Annotated in this window: 30 protein-coding genes; 24 read left to right on the plus strand and 6 right to left on the minus strand. The window is 35.0% G+C overall.

Translation table 11 applies throughout. The features are described from left to right. Positions 1 to 21: 21 nt before the first annotated feature. Positions 22 to 381, plus strand: coding sequence for a thiol-disulfide oxidoreductase DCC family protein (locus ACY10D_RS02115; protein WP_486999155.1), 360 nt, complete (start codon positions 22 to 24; stop codon positions 379 to 381). Positions 382 to 384: 3 nt separating this feature from the next. Here ACY10D_RS02115 and ACY10D_RS02120 read toward each other — a convergent pair whose 3' ends face one another. From ACY10D_RS02120 to ACY10D_RS02135, 4 genes are read right to left on the minus strand one after another with little or no spacing between them, the layout of a single operon-like run. Further along, complete coding sequence (locus tag ACY10D_RS02120; RefSeq protein WP_486999156.1) at positions 385 to 1,107, minus strand: SDR family NAD(P)-dependent oxidoreductase; 723 nt, start codon at positions 1,105 to 1,107, stop codon at positions 385 to 387. Between the two features lie 51 nt (positions 1,108 to 1,158). After that, positions 1,159 to 1,470: a hypothetical protein gene (locus tag ACY10D_RS02125; protein WP_119344530.1), complete on the minus strand. Its 312-nt coding sequence runs from the start codon at positions 1,468 to 1,470 to the stop codon at positions 1,159 to 1,161. A gap of 29 nt (positions 1,471 to 1,499) precedes the next feature. Beyond that, positions 1,500 to 2,462 carry a cytochrome d ubiquinol oxidase subunit II gene (locus tag ACY10D_RS02130; protein WP_192485000.1) on the minus strand — a complete coding sequence of 321 codons (963 nt, stop codon included), beginning with the start codon at positions 2,460 to 2,462 and terminating at the stop codon, positions 1,500 to 1,502. A 2-nt stretch (positions 2,463 to 2,464) separates the two neighbouring features. Beyond that, on the minus strand, positions 2,465 to 3,844 hold the full coding sequence (locus tag ACY10D_RS02135; RefSeq protein WP_486999157.1) for a cytochrome ubiquinol oxidase subunit I: 1,380 nt from the start codon (positions 3,842 to 3,844) through the stop codon (positions 2,465 to 2,467). A gap of 132 nt (positions 3,845 to 3,976) precedes the next feature. On the opposite strand from ACY10D_RS02135, the gene ACY10D_RS02140 reads away from it, so the two are divergent. The 11 genes from ACY10D_RS02140 to ACY10D_RS02190 are packed head-to-tail and all read left to right on the plus strand — an operon-like array spanning position 3,977 to position 13,899. Next, positions 3,977 to 4,918, plus strand: a complete 942-nt coding sequence (locus tag ACY10D_RS02140) for a 2-thiouracil desulfurase family protein (RefSeq protein ID WP_486999158.1) — start codon at positions 3,977 to 3,979, stop codon at positions 4,916 to 4,918. An 11-nt stretch (positions 4,919 to 4,929) separates the two neighbouring features. Continuing rightward, on the plus strand, positions 4,930 to 5,826 hold the full coding sequence (locus ACY10D_RS02145; protein WP_486999159.1) for a TIGR01777 family oxidoreductase: 897 nt from the start codon (positions 4,930 to 4,932) through the stop codon (positions 5,824 to 5,826). Beyond that, on the plus strand, positions 5,823 to 6,698 hold the full coding sequence (locus ACY10D_RS02150; RefSeq protein ID WP_119343549.1) for a MerR family transcriptional regulator: 876 nt from the start codon (positions 5,823 to 5,825) through the stop codon (positions 6,696 to 6,698). Before ACY10D_RS02145 ends, ACY10D_RS02150 begins: the two co-directional genes overlap by 4 nt. 1 nt (position 6,699) lies before the next feature. Next, complete coding sequence (locus ACY10D_RS02155) at positions 6,700 to 7,557, plus strand: acyl-CoA desaturase (protein ID WP_486999160.1); 858 nt, start codon at positions 6,700 to 6,702, stop codon at positions 7,555 to 7,557. 11 nt (positions 7,558 to 7,568) lie between these two features. Next, positions 7,569 to 8,822, plus strand: a complete 1,254-nt coding sequence (locus ACY10D_RS02160) for an NAD(P)/FAD-dependent oxidoreductase (RefSeq protein ID WP_486999161.1) — start codon at positions 7,569 to 7,571, stop codon at positions 8,820 to 8,822. Continuing rightward, positions 8,810 to 9,598, plus strand: a complete 789-nt coding sequence (locus tag ACY10D_RS02165; protein ID WP_486999162.1) for a DUF1365 domain-containing protein — start codon at positions 8,810 to 8,812, stop codon at positions 9,596 to 9,598. Before ACY10D_RS02160 ends, ACY10D_RS02165 begins: the two co-directional genes overlap by 13 nt. An 8-nt stretch (positions 9,599 to 9,606) precedes the next feature. Then, positions 9,607 to 10,764, plus strand: a complete 1,158-nt coding sequence (locus ACY10D_RS02170; RefSeq protein WP_486999163.1) for a class I SAM-dependent methyltransferase — start codon at positions 9,607 to 9,609, stop codon at positions 10,762 to 10,764. A gap of 40 nt (positions 10,765 to 10,804) precedes the next feature. After that, positions 10,805 to 11,299, plus strand: a complete 495-nt coding sequence (locus ACY10D_RS02175; RefSeq protein WP_486999164.1) for a chalcone isomerase family protein — start codon at positions 10,805 to 10,807, stop codon at positions 11,297 to 11,299. Beyond that, positions 11,296 to 12,579, plus strand: coding sequence for an MFS transporter (locus ACY10D_RS02180; RefSeq protein WP_486999165.1), 1,284 nt, complete (start codon positions 11,296 to 11,298; stop codon positions 12,577 to 12,579). Before ACY10D_RS02175 ends, ACY10D_RS02180 begins: the two co-directional genes overlap by 4 nt. A gap of 47 nt (positions 12,580 to 12,626) precedes the next feature. Further along, entirely contained in the window at positions 12,627 to 13,163 is a 537-nt protein-coding gene (locus tag ACY10D_RS02185) for a DUF3833 domain-containing protein (protein WP_486999166.1), read from the plus strand. Beyond that, on the plus strand, positions 13,135 to 13,899 hold the full coding sequence (locus ACY10D_RS02190) for an SDR family NAD(P)-dependent oxidoreductase (RefSeq protein ID WP_486999167.1): 765 nt from the start codon (positions 13,135 to 13,137) through the stop codon (positions 13,897 to 13,899). Before ACY10D_RS02185 ends, ACY10D_RS02190 begins: the two co-directional genes overlap by 29 nt. A 416-nt stretch (positions 13,900 to 14,315) precedes the next feature. Here ACY10D_RS02190 and ACY10D_RS02195 read toward each other — a convergent pair whose 3' ends face one another. Beyond that, a complete protein-coding gene (locus ACY10D_RS02195; RefSeq protein WP_486999168.1) occupies positions 14,316 to 14,930 on the minus strand; it encodes a hypothetical protein in 615 nt (204 codons plus the stop codon). A gap of 9 nt (positions 14,931 to 14,939) precedes the next feature. Continuing rightward, positions 14,940 to 16,352 carry an ERCC4 domain-containing protein gene (locus ACY10D_RS02200; RefSeq protein ID WP_486999169.1) on the minus strand — a complete coding sequence of 471 codons (1,413 nt, stop codon included), beginning with the start codon at positions 16,350 to 16,352 and terminating at the stop codon, positions 14,940 to 14,942. Between the two features lie 138 nt (positions 16,353 to 16,490). Between ACY10D_RS02200 and ACY10D_RS02205 the strand changes: the two genes are divergently transcribed. The 12 genes from ACY10D_RS02205 (at position 16,491) to ACY10D_RS02260 (ending at position 21,782) form a co-directional block, all read left to right on the plus strand. Beyond that, positions 16,491 to 16,709 carry a hypothetical protein gene (locus tag ACY10D_RS02205; RefSeq protein WP_486999170.1) on the plus strand — a complete coding sequence of 73 codons (219 nt, stop codon included), beginning with the start codon at positions 16,491 to 16,493 and terminating at the stop codon, positions 16,707 to 16,709. Beyond that, positions 16,678 to 17,211 carry a PaaI family thioesterase gene (locus tag ACY10D_RS02210; RefSeq protein ID WP_486999171.1) on the plus strand — a complete coding sequence of 178 codons (534 nt, stop codon included), beginning with the start codon at positions 16,678 to 16,680 and terminating at the stop codon, positions 17,209 to 17,211. The genes ACY10D_RS02205 and ACY10D_RS02210 overlap by 32 nt, the downstream gene beginning before the upstream one ends. Beyond that, positions 17,211 to 17,420, plus strand: a complete 210-nt coding sequence (locus tag ACY10D_RS02215) for a hypothetical protein (protein ID WP_486999172.1) — start codon at positions 17,211 to 17,213, stop codon at positions 17,418 to 17,420. Before ACY10D_RS02210 ends, ACY10D_RS02215 begins: the two co-directional genes overlap by 1 nt. Before the next feature lie 3 nt (positions 17,421 to 17,423). Further along, on the plus strand, positions 17,424 to 17,738 hold the full coding sequence (locus ACY10D_RS02220; RefSeq protein WP_486999173.1) for an NGG1p interacting factor NIF3: 315 nt from the start codon (positions 17,424 to 17,426) through the stop codon (positions 17,736 to 17,738). Then, the gene (locus tag ACY10D_RS02225) at positions 17,725 to 18,018 is read left to right on the plus strand and encodes a hypothetical protein (RefSeq protein WP_486999174.1); all 294 of its coding nucleotides are present in this window, start codon (positions 17,725 to 17,727) and stop codon (positions 18,016 to 18,018) included. The genes ACY10D_RS02220 and ACY10D_RS02225 overlap by 14 nt, the downstream gene beginning before the upstream one ends. A 620-nt stretch (positions 18,019 to 18,638) precedes the next feature. Continuing rightward, positions 18,639 to 19,076, plus strand: coding sequence for a hypothetical protein (locus ACY10D_RS02230; protein ID WP_486999175.1), 438 nt, complete (start codon positions 18,639 to 18,641; stop codon positions 19,074 to 19,076). 82 nt (positions 19,077 to 19,158) lie between these two features. After that, positions 19,159 to 19,425 carry a hypothetical protein gene (locus tag ACY10D_RS02235; RefSeq protein WP_486999176.1) on the plus strand — a complete coding sequence of 89 codons (267 nt, stop codon included), beginning with the start codon at positions 19,159 to 19,161 and terminating at the stop codon, positions 19,423 to 19,425. Positions 19,426 to 19,560: 135 nt separating this feature from the next. Further along, positions 19,561 to 19,974 carry a hypothetical protein gene (locus tag ACY10D_RS02240; RefSeq protein ID WP_486999177.1) on the plus strand — a complete coding sequence of 138 codons (414 nt, stop codon included), beginning with the start codon at positions 19,561 to 19,563 and terminating at the stop codon, positions 19,972 to 19,974. Between the two features lie 84 nt (positions 19,975 to 20,058). Further along, positions 20,059 to 20,283 (plus strand): hypothetical protein, encoded by a 225-nt coding sequence (locus ACY10D_RS02245; protein ID WP_486999178.1) that lies wholly within the window; start codon positions 20,059 to 20,061, stop codon positions 20,281 to 20,283. Positions 20,284 to 20,364: 81 nt separating this feature from the next. Next, positions 20,365 to 21,315 carry a hypothetical protein gene (locus tag ACY10D_RS02250; protein ID WP_486999179.1) on the plus strand — a complete coding sequence of 317 codons (951 nt, stop codon included), beginning with the start codon at positions 20,365 to 20,367 and terminating at the stop codon, positions 21,313 to 21,315. A gap of 111 nt (positions 21,316 to 21,426) precedes the next feature. Beyond that, positions 21,427 to 21,606, plus strand: a complete 180-nt coding sequence (locus ACY10D_RS02255; RefSeq protein WP_486999180.1) for a hypothetical protein — start codon at positions 21,427 to 21,429, stop codon at positions 21,604 to 21,606. Further along, positions 21,600 to 21,782 (plus strand): hypothetical protein, encoded by a 183-nt coding sequence (locus tag ACY10D_RS02260; RefSeq protein WP_486999181.1) that lies wholly within the window; start codon positions 21,600 to 21,602, stop codon positions 21,780 to 21,782. Before ACY10D_RS02255 ends, ACY10D_RS02260 begins: the two co-directional genes overlap by 7 nt. The last annotated feature ends 79 nt before the right edge of the window (positions 21,783 to 21,861 follow it).

Genomic DNA, 21,861 nt, shown 5'->3' on the forward strand with positions numbered 1-21,861 from the left:
AATAAAGAACGGTAAAGCATTATGATAAAAGTATATTTTGATGGCAAATGCGGTTTGTGCACTAAAGAGATAAATTACTATAAAAAAATATCACCACCTAATTTGTTTCAGTGGTGTGACATCTTTGAACATCACAGCGACCTTGAAAGTATTGGTGTAACAACATTAGACGCTTTAATGTTTCTGCATGCAATTGACGAGAATGGTGCTTTATATAAAGGCGTTGACGCTTTTACATTAATTTGGAGAAATCTTGATAAATGGAGAGTTTTAGCATTTATAGTATCTTTACCAGGCGTGAGAATGATGTTTGGCCTGATGTACAAGATATTTGCAAAATGGCGCTTTAAACGAATGGATTACTGTCATCTAAAACAATAATTATCAAGGCGCTATCTCTTGACCATCCCAAGCAAATATTTTGCCTGTGTTTGCAATAGTCAGCTTATTGATTTGATTTAATAGATATTGCGCAGATTGCCCAGGTGTGAAGATTTTATTATTATCAACACTTCTTTGAAAAGGATAAGACAAAGCGCTGTCAACAGTACCTGGATGCATTCCAACGACGATAGCTTTTTTGTTATATCTTAACGTTTCAATTGCCACATTTTTGATAACCATATTTAACGCGGCTTTAGAGGCGCGATAGCTATACCATCCCCCCAACCTATTATCTGAGATACTGCCAATACGTGCAGATAAAGCTGCAATAACGGATGTTTGGGTAGAATTTAATTTGGGTGTAAAGTGTTTAAAAATAAGCGAAGGTAAAACCGTATTAACCTGATATAGCTTAAGCAATTTATCGGATGATATTTCTTTGATTGATTTCTCAGGCATCATTTGATTATCATGCAACATACCTGTAGCTATAATAACAAGATCAATAGGCATAATTTTTGAAATATCGACAGCTAATGCCTGAATCATTGGTTCATCAAAATAATTGATTTGATGATAAATAATGCCGGTTAATTTATTTTTGAAGTTACGGGATACAGCATGAATAGTTGCTTGATGGTAGTATACTTTGAGAAAATCGATTAATGATGATCCAATTGCGCCTGTTGCACCAAAGATAACAATATTCTTAAATTCATGCATTTTTCAATACCTTCTCAATGATTTTCATAGCTAGAATATGAATTGAATGGTTTATATTCTAACTTGTATATACTCTTTAGTACTTCTTGTTGCATTTAAGCCCATATGATCACTACTGGCCATCATTTCAGTATGTGGGCAATTTTGAGCCAGCTGATAGCAGTTAATATTAAGCTTTTTCAGAAAAGTATTTACTTGATCAAGGTTTGTAAATAGCACAGGCTTCTTAGTGAAAAAAGCAGTATATAGATGCTTTTTACCAGATTCACATTTAAACATAACCAAATAGTGTGACCTTCTAGGAAGTATGTTAACTTCAACCTTCTCTTTTTTAATAAGTGACTTTATTTGTAATTTATTCACAGTGCACTCCTTTGTATGATTACGTCAATTTAATACTTAAGTTTTTCACTCGTTTTTCCTCTAAAGATGTAATAAGCATAGCTAGTATAAATCAAGAGTAAAGGAATCATGAAAGCCGCTGGTATTAGGGTAAATGATAAAGTAGTATCTGATGCTTTTGCTTGTGTGTAAGTTAACTCATAAGGCACGATATAAGGAAAGATGTATATGAGCATACTGACATAAGTCAGTGCAAATATAATAACGCTGAGTAAGTAGGGTAAATAATGTTTAGCTGTTCTAATGCTAAAAAATAATATAATGAATGTAACTAAAGTTAAAGAAAGCATTAATGCCAAAAGAATTATCTTGCCAGATAGTAGGTTTATTTTGTGATGAACTATTGTTTCTATACCAACGATAAGCATCATTAATATTAATAACAACGCCAGTATAGTGGCAGATTTTTGCGCTTTAGTGAGTAAATTATTTTCTGTCTTTAAAATTAATCGACAAGCGCCTAGTAGCATGTAGCCAATGGTTAAGGTAATGCCTGTTGTTAATTTGAATGCAACACCATCTAAATAGTGAGCTTCTGAATAACCAACGACAAGTTGACCTACTAGATAGCCGTGGATAAAGGCAATAATCAATGATGACACAAAAAATAAGCGATCCCAATTTTTAATGCCTTTTTTTGATTTTAATCGAAATTCAAAGCATATGCCTCTAAACAAAAGCATCAGTGCCAATAAAATTGCGGGAAGATATATTTTGGGAAACAAAAACGCAAATGCGATAGGAAACATGCCATAAAATGCGGCAAGTGAAAAGACCAGCCAAGTTTGATTGCCATCCCATGTTGGTAGCAATATACTAATAGCGATATCTTTTTCATCGCTATTAAATATCGGTAGCAATACACCAATCCCTAGTGTAAACCCATCAAGTATGACGTACATTAAAAGGCCGAAACCAATAATCAAAAGCCAGCTTAAACCAAGGTAGTCCATGATTAATCTCCTTTTTTGGATATGTTTTCTTCAACGGATTGAAAGTAGGCATATGGCATTCTTTCTGTTCCAGGTTCTGATGGACCTTGCTTAATAATCCGACTGAAATAGCGAAAATAAAAGAAACCAAATATAACGAAGTAAACAATAATAATTAGTGACAATGATATAGCGACTTGAATAAAGCTTAGGTCACTAACCGCATACTCAGTTCTTAACATACCGTATACTACCCATGGCTGACGACCAAATTCTGCAGTAAACCAACCTGCTATGATTGCAATGAAGCCAATCGGTGAGCATAGGACGCATACTTTTAAAAATCGCGTTGCTTTTAAAATGCTACCTTTGGCTACTAAGATAGAACCAATGATGCCTATTAACACCATTAATAAACCAATCCCAACCATTATCCGAAAGCTATAAAATACAGGAGCAACCAATGGTCTGTCTTCTTTTTTAACGGTTTTCAAGCCAATCAACTGACCATCAAGCTTATGGGTATTAATCAAAGAAGCCAGTTTAGGTATTTCAATGGCAAACAAGTTTTTTTCTTGATTCTCATCAGGATAGGAAAACAGTACTAAAGGTGCACCTTTTTGTGTTTCCCACACACCTTCAATTGCTGCTGTCTTAAGTGGTTGATGTTTGTGTACTTCAAGACCCACATCATCACCAACAAACACTTGTCCTATACTTAAAAGCAGAATACTAATCAGCGAAAATTTAATACATATCTGTGAGAACTGCTTATTAATTCCCTTAATCATATAATATGCGCCAACACCAAGGATAACAAAAGCGGTACTAAGATATGCTGCCATGAGCATATGAATATAGCGTGGGATAACTGATGGGTTAAAAATGACTTCATACCAACTGTGAATGATAAATCTGCCATCAATATAACTCACACCACTTGGGGTTTGCATCCATGAATTGGCTGATAAAATCCAAAAAGCTGATAATGTCACACCCAAAAATATAACAACATTAGACATAAAATGGAGATATTTATTGACTCTTCCCCAGCCAAATATCATGATACCTAACGCACCTGCCTCTATAAAAAATGCGGTAAGCACTTCATAGGTAAAAAGTGCACCCAGAACAGGACCAACCTTTTCTGCAAACCCTGACCAGTTGGTACCAAACTGAAACTCCATGACAATACCAGAGACCACGCCCATACCGAAAGTCAAAGCAAATATTTTAGTCCAAAATTTAACGAGCGCTAAATATTTATCTTTTTTTGTTATCAACCATGTTGCTTCAAATATCATGAGAAAAGTTGACAGGCCAATACTAAATGCAGGGAAAAGTATATGAAAACTAACAGTAAACGCAAATTGAGCACGAGATAATATTTCCATCCAAGACATGTCAATCTTTCCAAGTTCTAGCTACTTTGTATAGATATTTTATTCAATTATTTTTAATTTAACAATTAAAACTATACAAATAATCTTTGTTTGACTAACATGTATAGCATGACAAGGAAAAGTAGTACTTCAATGAAACCTATCATTGCTATATCAAGTTGTTTGCTTGGAAATAATGTTAGATTTAACGGTTCTAACTCTAATAACAAGATGCTAGGTGAAGCCTTTAGTGATATTTTTTCATATCGAGTTATATGCCCTGAAGTTTTTGCAGGTCTCGGTATTCCAAGAAAACCTATTTACCTTCAACAGTATAATCAAAACATCCTTGTCTTAGAAAATGATACCTCTCGAGATTTGACATCTACTTTAGATGACGCTTGCCTCACATTAGTTCAGAAAATGAAAGACGTCGATGGTTTTATACTAAAGAAAAACTCGCCTAGTTGCGGACATAAATCTGTCAAAGTTTATAATCAAGAAAAAAATGTCATTTATAATAAAGCCAATGGTCGTTTTGTTGACACTATAGAAAGCGTTATACCTAACGCAGTAATTGAAGATGAAGGTAGGTTAAATGATCCTTATTTAAAAGAACATTTTATCAAGCGTGTTTTCTTAAATGCTGAAGTAAGATCTAATCATCTAAATATTATTACAACCAATGATTTGATGAACTTTCATCTCCGGCATAAGATGCTCATGCGTTTACATAATCCAGATAAGCAGAAGTTACTGGGACAATTAATAGCTCAATCTAATCATGTAGCTATTGAAATACTCAAAAAGAAATATTTTGAGATTTTTGTCACCATTTTTGAAAAAGTTGCCAGAAAAGGACATCATGTCAACATTCTTCAAAGAATATTAAGAGAGATAAACAAAAATATAAATGCAGAGCAACGACAAGATCTACAAATTAAAATAAAGCAATTTCATGACGAGATTATCCCTTTAGCCGTTCCAGTAGAGATGATAAAACATTATCTGATACGCTATAGAATAGAATACTTGTTGAAGCAAAGTTATTTGAATCTTTATCCAGAAAATCTTGGTCTAATGAGTAAAATGTAAAGAGGTGAGGTATGAATATTTTGATTGCCGGTGGGTCAGGATTTATAGGAAAATCTTTATCAAACATTCTTTCAGCTAATCATGACGTAACACTTCTGTCAAGAAATTCTAACTTAGTAAATAGTGCTTATACATCTGTTTTGATATGGGAAAATTTAAATGAAAATGTAATTAGTCAATTTGATATTGTCATCAATCTTTGTGGCTATAATATCAGTGATTCAAGATGGTCAAACAGGATAAGAAAAAAGATCATTGATAGTAGAACCAAAACGACTCATAAGCTTGTTGAACTGATTGGATCAAAGAATATTTGGCTCATCAATGCAAGTGCTATAGGTTTTTACTCATTTTCTTCAAAAAAGCAAGATGAAAGAAACTTTCTAAAAACAGAACCATCAAATTGGTCATTTTGTCAGCATATAACAAACCAATGGGAATCAATGGTTACCTCATCAAATGTAAGAAAATGGACTATATTAAGGTTTGGTGTCGTTTTAGACAATGGTGGAATGCTTGCTAAACTAATACCAAGTGCAAAAATTGGTCTTGGAGCGGTTATCGGGGATGGTACTCAGTTAATATCATGGGTCAGTTTAAACGATCTTTGTCGTGCTATTTGTTTTATTATTGACAAAAGAATTCATTCTAAAGCCATTAACATTGTATCACCTAAGGCATCTACTCAAAGAGAGCTAATTGAAAGTTTATGTGTATCACTCAATAGACCAAGATTATTTAAAATTCCCAAGGGAATTGTGCTGATGCTCTTTGGACAAATGGGAAAAGAGCTCTTACTAGCAAGCCATAATATATATCCAACGCTATTAACTGACTATGGATTTCAATTTAACGATACTTCTATCAACTCATGTATAGATAAAATAATTACTGGGGCAACGCAATGACAGAATCACTCTATCCAATTAGGTATATATCAGAGAAAACTGGTGTTAAGCCAATTACGCTGCGTGCGTGGGAGAAACGATATAATCTTATCACACCACAACGCACTGAAAAAGGGCACCGTTTGTACTCGGATGATGATATTAAAACCATCCAAAAGACAATCACACTGTTAAATTATGGTTATGCTATTAGAGAAGTTCCTGCTCTTTTGAATGAACATGATGGTCATATTGTTGTTAGAGATAAAAAAAGTCATCATATGGTATCATTTGATAAGCTTAATAAGCTTGTTAAAGAGTATAGGATTGATGCATCCATTAAAGAAATTGAAGACTTAATGTCGCTCTACTCACCAGAGTCATATGCACAAATCATTCATCCAGCAATGATGAAATCTCTTAATAAAGATAGTTTTATACATATTGATTATGCTGAAGTAATCAAAGAGAAAATTATTGATATGATTATACTTCGATTATATCGAAATATAATTGAAAAAACGAAAACCAAAAGACAAAAGGTTTATATCATTGGTTATCGTACTGCTATGGTTAAGCCACTTGTTTTGCATGGATTGATGATTGCTAATATTCTATCAGCACATGGTTATGAAATATTTTTCTGTTCAGGCGTATCGTCTTTAGATTCGATTTTAGAGCTTCCAACAGAAGCAATAAAAATAATCTATATGAGACATGATGATTTTTATCTAAATCAACTTGAGGCTAAATTATCAGCCAATGTTAACAATATAGCCCTTAGCCTGTATAAAAAAGATAACTATTCAGGTGATATTGATCTACTTCCATCTAGCTATATTGAGCTTTTTGAAGCATTCAAACGAGTTTTTGCAATAGATGAGGTCTACTAAAATGTTAACATTCAAAAATAATGGCATGAGATTAGCCTCTAGAATAGAAGCCTATTCTCTAAAAGTTATTCTTATTGTTGTTTTAATTCATATTTTTCCATTTTTTGCTTTTACAACTTTATTTACATGGGTTGACATCTATCTTTTTATTGCTAGTTATAGTGTTCGTGTCTTTGCTTTGACCGCTGGTTATCATCGATACTTTTCTCACAAGTCATTTCAAACATCGAGAATTTTTCAGTTTTTACTTGCATATCTAGGTGCGCTTGCGTTACAAGGTGGACCATTATGGTGGGCTTCGCACCATCGCTATCATCATCGAAATTCAGACACTAATTTAGATGTTCACAGCCCCATAAAAAAGCATTTTATAGAAAGTCATTTATTATGGTTTATGAAACGATCCAACTTAAACGCTCATTACAATCTTATTCGTGATTTCAGCAAATATAGAGAACTTAGATTTATTGAGAGATATTGGTATATAACACCAATTCCTGTTTTATTTGCCTTGTATTCTATCGGTGGATGGAACTATGTCCTATGGGGTTATTTGATTCCAACCGTGTTTGTTAATCATGTCACTTACTCAGTTAATTCTATCGTTCATATCTTTGGAAAAAGACCATTTGAAACAAAAGATAATAGTCGAAACAATTGGTTTATAGCTATACTCACATTTGGCGAAGGCTGGCACAATAATCATCATCGATATGCAGGCTCAGCCAATCAAGGCTTTTCATTCTCTCAAATCGACATAACTTTTTACATATTAAAGCTATTATCATTTCTTGGCATTGTAAGGAATTTAAAAAAAGTGCCAGATAAAATCCTAAAAGAAGGTGGTTATTTAAAATAATGGACAAGCAAATGGAAAAAATTGCAATTATTGGTAGTGGAATATCAGGCTTATCAGCTTCTTTTTTATTAAAAGATCACTTTGATATTACACTTTATGAAAAAAATGGATACTACGGAGGACATGCGCGAACTGTTTTTACAAAAGCACGTTTACCGATTGATACCGGTTTTATTGTTTTTAATTACCAGACCTATCCACATTTGACTGCCTTGTTTGAATTACTGGGTGTGCCAGTCAAAAAAAGTAGTATGTCGTTTGGAGTATCTATTGATAATGGAGCAATTGAATATGGTAGTGAACGTCTTTCGAGTTTGTTTTCTCAGAAAAGACAACTGTTTAATCCTAAGTTTTTAATGATGCTGCGAGATATTGTTAAGTTTAACAAGGCAGCTAAAAAATTTTTAGCAAATGATCACTTAAATCATGACCTCACATTAGCTGAGTTTCTGCAGTCAATTCATGTTGGTGAGTATTTTCGTCACTACTACCTCTTGCCAATGGGGGCATCAATCTGGAGCACCCCTTCAAGCCAAATGCATGACTTCCCAGCGATAACGTTCTTAAGGTTTTTTAACAATCATGGATTGTTAAATATTAACGCACCTGTTCAATGGTATACAATCGATGGCGGCAGTAAAGTCTATACGGATAAAATTATTGATAGACTTAATAATGCCAATGTTGCTTTTAGACCAGGCGTTGATTATGTCAAACGATCTAAAGAGCAGATTGTTATTACAGATACGCACGGGAGTACGCAAACTTTTGATAAAGTAATTTTTGCCACGCATTCGGATGAAGTGCTTAAGCTGTTAGAAAGCCCAACAACACAAGAGTATGACTATCTAGGCGCGATCAACTATCAAGATAATCATATGGTTTTGCATAGTGATCAAACATTGATGCCAAAAAGAAAAAAAGCGTGGTCCAGTTGGGTTTATTTATCTGATTCAGATCAATCTATCTCATTAAGTTATTGGATGAATAATTTGCAGTCACTAGCCTCAGAAAACGATTATTTTGTGACAATTAATCCAGCAATATTCCCTCAAGCGGACACAATTGTTGACCAACATGTCTTCCGCCATCCGGTGTTTGATCATGCAGCCATCATCGCGCAACAGAAACTCATGACTATTCAAGGACAAAATAATACTTATTATTGTGGGGCATATTTGAGGTATGGCTTTCATGAAGATGGTATTTTCAGCGCAGTTGAGGTGGCTAGAATGCTTGGAGTTAATGCGCCATGGCACCGATGAAAACCGGCGTGCTTAATGCCAAAGTACATCATAAGCGCTTTAAGCCCAAAGTGAATAAGTTTAGCTATCGTTCTTATTATGTGGTCTTAGATATGGATGCCCCCCATTGTGCAAGTAACTTTTTCTCGGTTAACAAACCTAATCTTTTAAGTTTTTATGATAAAGATCATGGTTATCGTGATGGCAGTTCATCCAAGCAGTGGGCAAAGGATATTTTTGCTAAATATGATGTCATGATTGATCATTTATACTTGATGACGATGCCACGTGTCTATGGCTATTTATTTAATCCTGTGAGCTTTTGGTTTGGATTTTATAAGGGGCAATTAGTCGGTGTTATTGCCGAGGTAAACAATACATTCAAACAATCTCATTGCTATGTGTGTATTGCCAATGATAAAAGCAAAATAGACGATAACACTTGGTTCCATGCCAACAAGATGTTTCATGTATCGCCATTTTATGATCGTATGGGCAGTTATCGCTTTAATTTTCAAGTCACTGACTGTAGCAAGATTCGTATATTCATCTACTATTATCAGGAAAAAGTGTTGCAGTTGTTAACATCTGTGACAGGAGAAATGCAAAGCTTGCAATCATCAACAATTATAAAATCAATGATGAAAGTACCGTTTCTGACAGCAAAAGTCATGTTTTTAATTCATTATCAGGCGTTGAAATTATGGATAAAAAAAGTGGGTTATCGTCAAGTGCCAGAACCTTATGAAAAAAAGGTTACCTTAGCTCAAGTAGAAAATAAAAACAAATATTCGTGAGGTTATAAATGTTTGAACGTATTTTAAGGAATAAACTCATTCAATCACTGCAACATATTGAAAAAGGCAGCTTATCGATTACGCTACCAGAGGGTGAAACACATCATTTCAAAGGCTCAATATCAGGTAAAGTGGCTGATATTGCGATAAAAGATTGGCGAGTGCTCGCTAATTTAACGCGCAAAGGCGATATCGGGTTTGCCGAGGATTACCGAGATGCTTACTGGTCAACATCCAATTTGCAAGATTTGCTTATTTTTGCACTTGATAACGACAATATTCTTGATGGATATATTAAGGGAAGCTTTCTCTATCGCAAGCTATCTATCTTACTCTACTTGACTAAACGAAATACTGTAAAGCAAAGCAAGAAAAATATTCATGCACACTATGATTTGGGTAATGGTTTTTATCAACTATGGTTAGATGAATCAATGACTTATTCATCAGCTATTTTTAATCAACAAACACAGACATTAGTAGAGGCACAGCAAAATAAATATCAGCATATCTTGGATAGAATACCCCAAAAAGGTAGTCTATTAGAAATTGGCTGTGGTTGGGGTGGTTTTGCAGAAAAAGCCCTCAATACCGGTAGCTATGACTACAAGGGAATTACTTTATCTAAAGAGCAGCAGCATTATGCGCAAGCTAGGTTAAATGATAAATCATTGATTGCATTGGAGGATTATCGTATTCAACAAGGGCAATATGATATTATCGTGTCAATTGAAATGATAGAAGCGGTAGGCAAAGCCTATTGGGCAACTTATTTTAGTAAATTGAAATCACTCTTGAAGCCCAATGGTAGAATTATGTTACAAAGTATATTAATTGCTGATGATCTATTTAAAGACTATGATAAAGGTGCTGATATGATTAGGACCTTTATTTTTCCAGGAGGAATGCTGCCAAGTATGAAAATTATTAAAAGCGAACTTCAAAAAGTCGGATTAAAAATCGTTAATGAGAAATTTTTTGGTCTAGATTATGCTAAGACACTTTCGCATTGGCTTAAGCGATTCAATGAAAAAAATAAAGAGTTATTGTCAATGGGCTTTGATGAGAGCTTTCAGCGTATGTGGCAATTTTACTTGGCATCGTGTATTGCAACGTTTACGAATAAACGCACGGATGTTGTACAAATTGAGATTGCGCATGCTTAAGCTTTATTCGCAATCTATCATATGTGTATTGAGCATTTTTATGTTTTTTTGTCCATCTATTTATGCCAATAATCTCTCATTTTCCAAGGTAGAAAAACAAAATCCGCAATTAGTCGGCAAGATTCTTTATACTTATTGGTTTTGGGATATTTATTATGCGGCTCTTTATGCGCCAACTAAAAATTTTAGTTGGCGGCATTCTTTTTTCCTTAAACTTACCTATTTAAGAGATTTCTCAGCTAAATCAATTATTGAAGAGACAATTGATCAAATGACATCACAAACACCAAAAAATAGTGATGATGATCTTAAAAAGTGGCAAAAGCAGCTACAAAATATCTTCCCAGATATCAAGAAAAATCAAAGCCTAATTGGTTATTATGATGGCAAGCAAAGGACTTTGTTTTTTACAGGACAAGGCAGGTATTTAGGTCAGGTCGATTCATTAGCTTTCTCAAAGTCATTTTTTGCCATCTGGTTGAGTGATCAATCAGAAAACCTTGAATTATCACGACAATTACGAGGGCTAAAATGACTATAGAAATGGAAAAGTCACTGAAGATTAAATACAGCCTTATGGTTTTTCCTGTGGCTTTTGCTGGTATTCCTATTTATATCTTTTTGCCTGATTATTACCATAATTATTTTGGTTTATCATTAACAGTGTTAAGTATTACTCTTTTTGTACTACGGGTGTTAGATGCGCTCGTTGATCCCTTTATTGGTTGGTATTGTGATCGCTTTCCTCGGCAGCATAAGAAAAGTTTTATTGTGATTGTTGCTCTTTTTATTCTAGGGTTTTATATATTATGCAACCCTATGATAGGCAGTCGATTGATCAACCTGTTAATTGGTGTTTTGCTGTCAACATTAGCCTACAGCTATTTAACGATATTTATCAATACGCAAGGTGCACTTTGGAAAAAAGGGCAAAAAGAAAAAGCAGATATTATTAGTCTGCGTGAGATATTCAACATTATAGGTGTTTTAGTGGCATCAATTTTGCCTTTTATTTTGATGAGTATACTATCAGTGCAAACAAGTTATTTTGTTTATAGCTTGATTTTTAGTGTGATCATTATTTTTACCAGTATTAAATTCTTACAATGGTATTGTGCTGTCCATAAGCAGAATAATACGATAAAAAAAGACACATATGAAAAGAGTTACGGTTATAAGTACTATTTTGCGCAGATGAATCAACAGGGAAAATTTTTATTCTTAAGTTATAGTATCAGTGCTCTTGGTTCTGCGATCCCTGCGGTGATGCTCGCCTTTTATAGTCGCTATGTTTTGCAGATGCCACAATATACAGGGCTTTATCTTTTTTTATATTTTCTTGGCACGATTATTGCTATTCCTTTTGTGAGAAAGCTAGCATTGCGTTACGGTGAGGTGCATATTTGGATGTATGCCATCATCATTGCCATCATTATTTTTATGTGTGCCTTTTTTCTAAACAAAGGAGATATATTAGCATTCTCAATCATCAGCTTTACTTCGGGGTTATGCTTTTCTGCTGAGCTCATTCTGCCGAATCTATTACTAGCACAATGGATCGATACCAAAGAAAGAAATCCATTAGGCAATGGTTATTATGCATTGTTATCATTTATTGGTAAATTTAGTTTCGCCTTGGCAACGATTGTGACTTTGCCGTGGCTTGATGTTCAGATAGCTATCAACACGGTTGATTTATCAAACGTTATTTTGATCAAGGTGTTGTACTGTTTACTGCCCTGTTTAATCAAAGCGGCAGCATTAATCAGTTTATTTATCTGGCAAGCCCGACGACAAGAAGGAGGTGTTAAGTGAATGCGTTATGTCGATTGTTACAACTAATGATACTAGGAGTGTATTTTATGGCAATAAGTTTATTATCAGGCTGCTCTAGCGGTATTGAGTATTATAAAAATGAGACCCCAAAGCTTGATTTAAAAAACTATCTTGACGGTAGAATAGAAGGTTCTGGTATTATTGAAGATTGGAAAGGTAATGTGGTCAAAAAATTTGACTTTATTGCTGATGCCAGTTGGAAAGATGATGTATGTACACTCGATGAGCATATGATCTATTATGATGGCAGCAAAGATCATCGTATTTGGACCATTAAGAAAATCAATGACCATTATTATGAAGGGCAAACAAAGGATGTGATTGGTATTGCTAAAATCCATGTTCAAGGTAATGCAATGAACTGGCAATATAAAATGGATGTCAAAGTTGGCAATAGCACCTACCGACTTAACTTTGATGATTGGATGTTTCTCATGCATAATGATGTGCTTATCAATAAAAACTACTTCAAAAAATTTGGCTTAACCGTTGGCTCATTGACTTTATTCATGCATAAAAAAGGATTACCCAAAGATGACAAGAACCAATCCGTATCACCATAAAACCATTTGGATAATTGGTGCCAGTGATGGTATTGGCAAGGCCGTGACTCGATTGCTTGATCAGCAAGAGACAAAGCTAATTATCTCGTCAAGAAATCAAGACAAACTACAAACACTATCTGGTGAGCTTAGAAGTCAAGCTCATATCGAAGCTTTTGATGTGGGCGATTATTTAAATTTTAAAAAAAGTATACAGACAGTGCTAAACAAGCATAAGCCAGATTATATTCTATATTTTCCGGGGTATTATGAGCCTGCCAAGATAGGAAGCCTATCTAATGAACTGATAGATAAGACAATTGCTATCAATCTAAAATCTATTTTTGTATTGATTGAGGGTGTTTTTAACTATCTAAAGAAAAACCCATCATGTGTGTTAGCAATTACAGCAAGTGTTGCTGGATATGTCGGTTTACCTTATTCTCAGCCTTATGCTGCAACAAAGGCTGCGGTAATCAATCTAGTTCAAAGCTTTAAAGCAGAGCATAAAAGTTTTAATATCAAGTTGATTAACCCAGGTTTTGTTAAAACAAAATTAACTGATAAAAACAACTTTAAAATGCCTGGCTTAATGACACCTGCTGATGCAGCTATTGCTATTTTAAAGGATCTAAGAACAAGTCGATTTGAAATACATTTTCCGAAAAAATTTACTCGAATGATGAAAATTGTATCTTACTTACCCTATAGACTTTATTTCAGATTGCTTGCAGCTAAGAAAAATATTATTAACTAAGCCCAGCTAATTCTAATCATCTTTTTATTGGCGTACATTTTCTGATCTCAATAAATGCATTTTAAATTTATTACACAGAGATAGACCCAAAATCAGAAAAGAGCAACTTTCTTATGAAGGGTTTTATCGATTATTTAAAAGAGATGTCAGCAGGCAGGTCTCAATACAACTAACCTCTCACCGCATGGATTACGATCTGGCTTCAACACCAGTGCAGCACTGGCCGGTGCTGGTTTGGTCAAAATGCGTGAAATTACCAATCAGTCACTTAATACGCAACAACGATACATCAAAAAAGTTAATCTTTTTGAGAACAATGCTAATAATAATATTTATGCATACTTTGATAATGATAAATTAGCTAATTAATGCTTTGAGTAACTGATGATATCGCAATCTTCATCCTCGAAATCAAATTAAAAGATATCATCAGGGTTATCTCTTAGATTGCATACGATTTCTTTTTTGGCATTTGAAATATGATCATTCTCCAGCAAAGCCATATAGGCGTCATAATCTTGATCACAGGAATAGCAATAGAAGCTATAACAGGCTTCTTTAAAATCATCGTCATTATCAATCGCAATACAGCTGCGCGTACATATATTGATGATATCAATAAGATTAAAAGAAAATTCACTGAAGAAAAGGAAGTCACTGAATAATCCCATATCTTTAGGGTTGTTATCCAAACCAAACATGATCAAGTGCTTAAGGTTAATGTTGCCAGATTTAAAATATTTCCTGATCAAAGGCATATTGCAGTCATCTGAATATTTTTCTGCTAGGAAATCACATAATATGTCTTCTGAGGGTTGAATATTAGATTCAAAATAATAGACAATCCGTTGCTGTCTTTGCGTCTCAGGTTTGGCTATCAACTCCTCCTGATCTTCAATATCATCGCCATCATCATAAAATGCAAAACCATATTCCTCTAGCTTTTTCTTTACCTCTTCAGGGCTTTTGCATTTATTGGTTTCAGACAATATCTCATCGAATTTCTTATTATCATTATTCTGGTTTTTCATGGGTATACCTTATTGAATTTTTAACCATTTCACTGCACGTGCTTTGCCTTCACTTTTGACGACATTATCGTCTCTTAGCTTATAAAGCTGTGACCTTATCTGCTGATCAGTTAAATCTGACAGATGGTTTTTTAAATCTGCAAACGTAAACTCATTCGGCATTTCCTGCAATACCGCCTTTTTGACCTTAAGCCACAGCGGTGTTGATTTTGTAGTACGCGTTTTAGCGACTGCTGTTGCAATAGCATCATTAGTTGGGTCATTATGTTTTTTGAGTACTGCTTCAAAGAACCTTAAGGACCAGTGATTTGCTTCTTTTCTATTCCCTGCATAAATAATGGGTAAATTAGGGTGCAAAACTGATAGCTCAGCAAGTGCCCTTCCCATATGAGCAGGTGATGAATATTTACCTATTTTATCACTAGAGAGAAAATCACCATACTGCGCCTCAATCACCACTGCCGCATGACGATAGGTCGATAATTCTGTCAGTTGCTGGTGTAAAACCTGAATCTTAGCAATGTCTGACAACATATTATCAAATGTTTTACGCTCGACAATTGCTTCGATCTCATTATCAAGCATCAGTGCATAATCACCAACAGACAGATTTTGTCTTGTAATGTTGTGCTCGCCAAATTTCCAAGGATAACGTTCATTACTGTCAATGACCACTTCAAGATCTGCCAGTTTTAGCTGTAAACTTAAATTACCACGAGTACGGTGCTGATTAATTCCCTGCTGCGTTCTGAAGAAAATCTGCTCATAATCTCCCTCTTTGGTTTTATATTTCTTGCGCAAAAATAGAAACTCGCAGCGTTTTTTCATGGATCGATCAAGCATGACAGACAAACGCTTGCCTACTCTTTTGACAAAGACAACAGGTACTTCCTCTATAACCTTGCCAGAAATAATCTCTGGTTTTTCATTGGCGCGTATGCAAAAGATATTACCACTGGCACCTGGCCATTTATCCTGTGTTAAAAGTGACAGCGTTGGGTTACCTTTTTCTATGATGCTTACTCGGTAAGGAAATTTATCACTACTGGTCTCCTCAACACGCCAGAGGGAAGCACCTTTATCATCAGGCTTGGATTTGAAGAATATCTGCTCATAGTCACCTGGCTTGTTTTTATATTTTTTTGTGACAAATCTAAATTCACATTGCTGATTAGTCGTGCGATTGAGTTTAATTGAGACCTTAGTTTGGTCTTCTAACCATCTGACTGAACTAATTTCATCCTCTTCAACCAACTCAATTGCGTTAATGTCTGGCTTAGCATCATGACGAACACAAAAAACAGATTCATCATCTGATGGCCATTTTTTCTGCACCAACAGTTTGAGATTGGTTTTTTCTGATTTTTCAATGGTAATCAGGTAGGGGTATTTTTTATCGTCTGTTTTTTCTAATTTCCACATAAATGATCGAAAGCTCTTTACTAATGCAGCATATCCACTATAACAAAGCTTGTTTCGATGATATAGAATAACATTGCTTAACAGGTTAAATTATGAATAATATAACGGTATTCATACAGATATGACAGGAGGTATAAAATGGATCTTACTCAGCAACTTCAACAAGCAAAAATAAATAACAGTAAAGTCACTATTACAATTATCGGAGATAAAACATTTTCAGGCAAAGTAATTAATATTGCCCGCAACCACGTTAAGATCGAAGTATCTCATAACAGTGAGGTGTCGCTGTGGATCGAATCCATTTCTAATCTTGAGATTGCAAATGAACATAATAGCGAGGCAATTGATGATTAATTTTTCTGAACTGAAGAAACTAACACCTCATGGACATCAAAGAGGTTGCTTTGGCAAATGTGAGACTAGTCCCATTAATAAACAACTGATACTTTATACTGATGGTAAAGCTATTTATACTCAGTTTCAGCCACTGGAGAGACATATCGGCTGGGGTAACATTCTACACGGTGCCATTTTAACAACCATTATGGACGAAATACTGGGGTGGGAGGCTGTTCTTCTGGCTAAGATGGTCTGCGTGACCAAAAAAATTGAAGTCCAATTCCATCATCCAGCACAGTTTGATGACAGCTACACCATCACGGCAAAATACCTTAAACATACGCAATCAGAAATAATTGTTGAAGGTGAAGTGCATAATTCAGGGAGCATTCTTATCATGTCAGCTACTGGTGTCTTTAGCCCACTGCACGCACAAGCTATTGATAAACTTGGCATTATGCCTCCTGAACAGTTACAGTTAGTGCTAGAATACATAAAAAGCATTGAGAAGGCATAATGGCAAAATCTAAAATTGATCAAATTCATGATCTACTGGAATCAGGTAAAGCAGTGACTATGGAAATATCACTGAGTTCTGAAAGTGATAAGACAACCCGTTATGAAAATGTTATTGTCCGTGATTACTATTATCCCGCAGCAATTTTGTTGATTAACGGTCGCGAGGAAACCATTCGCGTAGCACGCATCAAACATATTGAGGACTAAGCGGTGCACCAGATCTATGTTTATGTGCCAGAATCATACAAAGAAGTCGTCAAAGATGCGCTCTTTGAAATTGGCATTGGCGAATTTGGCGGGTACTCCCATTGTTGTTGGGAAACACAAGGCACAGGTCAATTCAAGCCACTTGATGGTAGCCACCCTGCGATTGGAACCGTTGGTTCAATTCACCATGAACCAGAATATAAACTCGAATTTCTATGCGATTGTGAAACCAAACTTAAGCAGGTCCTTACCGCTTTGAAGTTATCACATCCATACGAAACACCTGCTTATGGAGTAATTAAACTTGAATCGTATTGATCTTTGTCAAGCACTAACGGGAGAATGGATTGGCAGCTGGGGTGATCACCATGATGTTCGACTGGATATTTATGTGATCGATACTATGTTTGATGGTTTCTACTATATAGATGACCACAAAGTGCAATTTCAAGGCACTGTTGTTGAAGATACTGACCATGCACGAATTTACTTTAATCCTCCGATGGATCCAGACTCTGGCGGCTGGTTTTACTATGATAGCAAAGTACTTGAGGTTTACTGCAAAGATCGACGCAGCACTTTTCATAAGATGAAATAGGTAAATTAACTTTTAATGAATTTTTCTTGACTGATCATAATTTTTATTAAATACTCGTCGTAACATAATCGTCAAGCCAACTTAATAATGCGAAACAGACGGTTTTTTGTAAGAGTAAAACTGATGAAGGCTGAAATGCCAGAAACTCTTTTTTGAGAAGTCTTTTACAAGCGCATGCACACCAGTGAGTCATGCCACAGCTATTTTTAATAGTTCCGGTGTCCGTAAATCCATAATGATTGTTTAGTTATTCGTATTAATAACGCTTAATCTTGTGCACTTGTTTGCATAGCCAGCAAAGAGATTCAATCATTGATTTACCACCTTTACAGGTGATTCCATTATACATATTTGTATATCCATTCCTTTACATACTGCCCTATCGAATGAGCAAGCAGTATGTCCGTACTCAATAGATTGATATTGAGGGTATTCGTTATTTAACGGATATTTGTTTTTTAAAAAAGGAATAAATAGAAATTTATGATTATCTGGAGCATTGCTTCAGGTAATTAATATTATTTAATCAACCCACTTGGGAGATACAATACTGTCTTCCCAACTGGGTGACTGTGTTGATTCTTTCTTTTGGGTGTCATAAACCCACAAGGAGAATATCAATGCAAAACCAAAAAACACAAAGCGTACAGTCATCTGGTCAACCTAAAACACTTAAAAGTGAGTTAGGCCACATCGAAAATCTGAAAAATACACAGCTTGCAAAGCTGGTTATTAACAGTGACGGTGAGTATCACAAGCTTGAGTCCAATAAAAGAGCTATTGATGTAATGAAACACATTAACAGCACAATGAAGACTAAAGGCTATGGCGTATACGTTTTACACGATGCACTCTGGATTGTCCCTTTTGTACATCCAGAAGTTGTTGTTGCTGATTTTCAACGTGCCGTACATGTGTTGCCTAATAATAAAGCATCACTAGCGCATACACTGAAAATAGATACAACACCTGTTATCGAATCTACACAAAAACAAAAGCGAAATATTCCATGGTGGGCAATTGCAATTGCAGCAGTCGCCATATGGCATTTTGTCTAAACATTTTAAAACCCAACGGGGAGCTAAACTTTCTCCCAGTTGGGATATTGTTTTCTCCCAGATAATATCTAAGGAGAAAACAATGAAAAAAATATTAACCACCATCGTAATTCTTGCTTCTGTTAATTGCGCCTTTGCCAATACACATGATGCAATAGCTCAAGCACTCAAGGCAAAAAATGTTCATATCGAATATACCAAAGTAACAGGTAAATGCGATAATGGAGATCAATGCTCTATCGAGGAAATGAATATTACGACTACTCAGCATGCCAATAGCATCGCTAACCACAATAATAACGTGACAATAACTGAATCTGAAGATAATGCTTATCTAAGCCAGTTTTAGTCAAAATTCAAATGCCTCAAGATGATAATTGCAATCGCACAATCATCATATGGCATTCATTCAAACCCATAAGGGGAAAAGATTCCCTTTGTGGCATCTTTTTCTCTCATAAATTCATTTAAAGGAGATACAAAGATGAGTAATAAAAAACAAAGCATAAACTTGATGTTAGAAAAGCTTGATGGTGTTTTAAGTCACCCGATAGGCGAAACACTTCAAAAAAGCGAGCAATATGCACCTTTGAAGCAAATTAGCTCATTAGTGAAAAAACTTAAAATTGAAGCAGGATTGAAAGATCTAAAGAATCAACTTGTAACGATTCAGGCTCAAGCTTTATCTGCAAGCGAGATGTTTGAAAAAATGTCTCTCGTAGAAGCACAAATTGAAGAAATATTTTCTACAGCACGTGGCTCTATGAAAGATAAACCAGAACAATCAAAAAATAGTAACTATAAAAATAACTCAAGCAAGTATAGTAAGTCTAAACAAAATAAGGCTGACAATAATCGTGCTGAGTCTGAACAATCAGATGATTGCCTTTATAGTTAACTAAATCCTCAACACAGGAGAAATATTTTACCTCCTGTGTAGGCAATTTATTTTCTTCTGCGTTCAAAGTTATTGGAGTAGATCATGAAATTGCCTAAAAATTTACATATTGAGATTGATGCTTTTAGCATTGCACAAATTGGTAATGAACAACTTTATGCTCTTGTAGATCAGGAGCTACAAAAGGTTGGGATTTTCAATATCGGAGTCACTGATATGGAGTTAAAACCAGTATCAATTGTCCGAAAATCTAATGAAGTGCGATACAAATGCATTATTAAAAAATTCGATATAATCGAAATCGAATAAGCCCAACATGGGAGATTAACAACCTCCCATCAAAGGTATTGTTTCTCTCCCTGCGAATAAATCATTCTCAAGGAGAAAATAATGAATAAATTTACATTTAAAATATCTGGCATCTTTAATGCTCACGAGCATAATGAAAGCAGAAATGATTTTAAAGTGACAACATGCTCCATTAATGAAGCAATGGAGCAAGCTGAGTTAATCATAAAGAACAATGATTATAACGAGTTAAGTTGTATACAAATAACAAACCTTGTTCATAAGTGTCTTGTGATACATGGTGACGTTATTAAACATCAAAATACTAAAGCAAAAATCCATTGGTTATATCCAAAATTCACACACTCTTACATTCAAGAGCAAGTTGATGATTTAAAGCAGGGATTAGGTTATAGCGATACTTCTTGTGAAAGAGAAAGATCACGTCATCGTATACTGCATTATGAGCTTCATTTAGCTAAATTCAATGAATACGGCGGTATATATCCTGCTTATAAAGACAGACGTATTGATGAGTATGCATTAGTGAATGACACTGATGACTGGGTAGTAGTTTTTAATAATTATTTTGGCTTGTTTCCTTCAGAGTATGAAGCAAGGAAAATAATTGAAAAGGCACAACGCGCTGTCGTACATACACCAGTGCTAATGCCCCCTTACTCACAGTCAAAAATGGCACACATCTATTTGCAACAGCAGTTAATTAGCACACTTAAGCCAATTAACATTGTTGGATATATTGATAAAGCAATTAGTAAAAGAAGAGCGTCTCATCATTCATCATTAATTGATCAATTGGCTGTAAAGGATCCAAAGTTTTATTTGGATGATTTACGCCAAAAACTTCTAGAGATGAAAACCACAACGCTATGGGATGATGACTATCTTCATGAGCTATATGAAAAAGGCATAATCAGTAAATCTGATTATTTCCATAGAATGACCATAGCCAACCAACCAGACATCTGTAGCGCATGTGGAACATGGGACTGCCCTGAGATGTTAGCGGGAGAAATGTGCTCTGGAATATAAATCATTAATATAAAATCACATTTATCACTAAGTCGTGATAACCCATAAGGGGATAGTAATCCTCTTATGGGCATTGCTATCTCCTTTTGTTTAACCAACCGGAGAAAAGCAATGAATATAAATCAACATGTATGTATGCCATACCCTCTTTTGAAGGCCAAAGAAAATACTGAACGCATCAAAGAGCATCTACATCAAATGGATGCTCTTGATAATTGCGCCGTGCGCAATCTGATTCGCAGCATTGAGTTTTTCTTTAACCCAACATTCAAAGGAGCTATGGCATGTTAAAGCATCAAACTCAGAATAAAGCACTGGCATTGAAGGCGCTTTGGGTGATTTCTGATGATCGAATCAGATCGCTTAAAAACCCCAATACCGCTAAGCAATCAATAATGTCAGCAGACAATATCACTAATATCATTCCATTTACAAGATATTTAAAACGGCAATGTACTGATATTTAGCTGAATAAATCTCTTAAAAGGAGAGTGTCCAATCACCTCCTAAAGAGAGGATTGTTCATTCTCTCTTTTGTTTTTTGAT

The organism is Cysteiniphilum sp. (assembly GCF_057495195.1).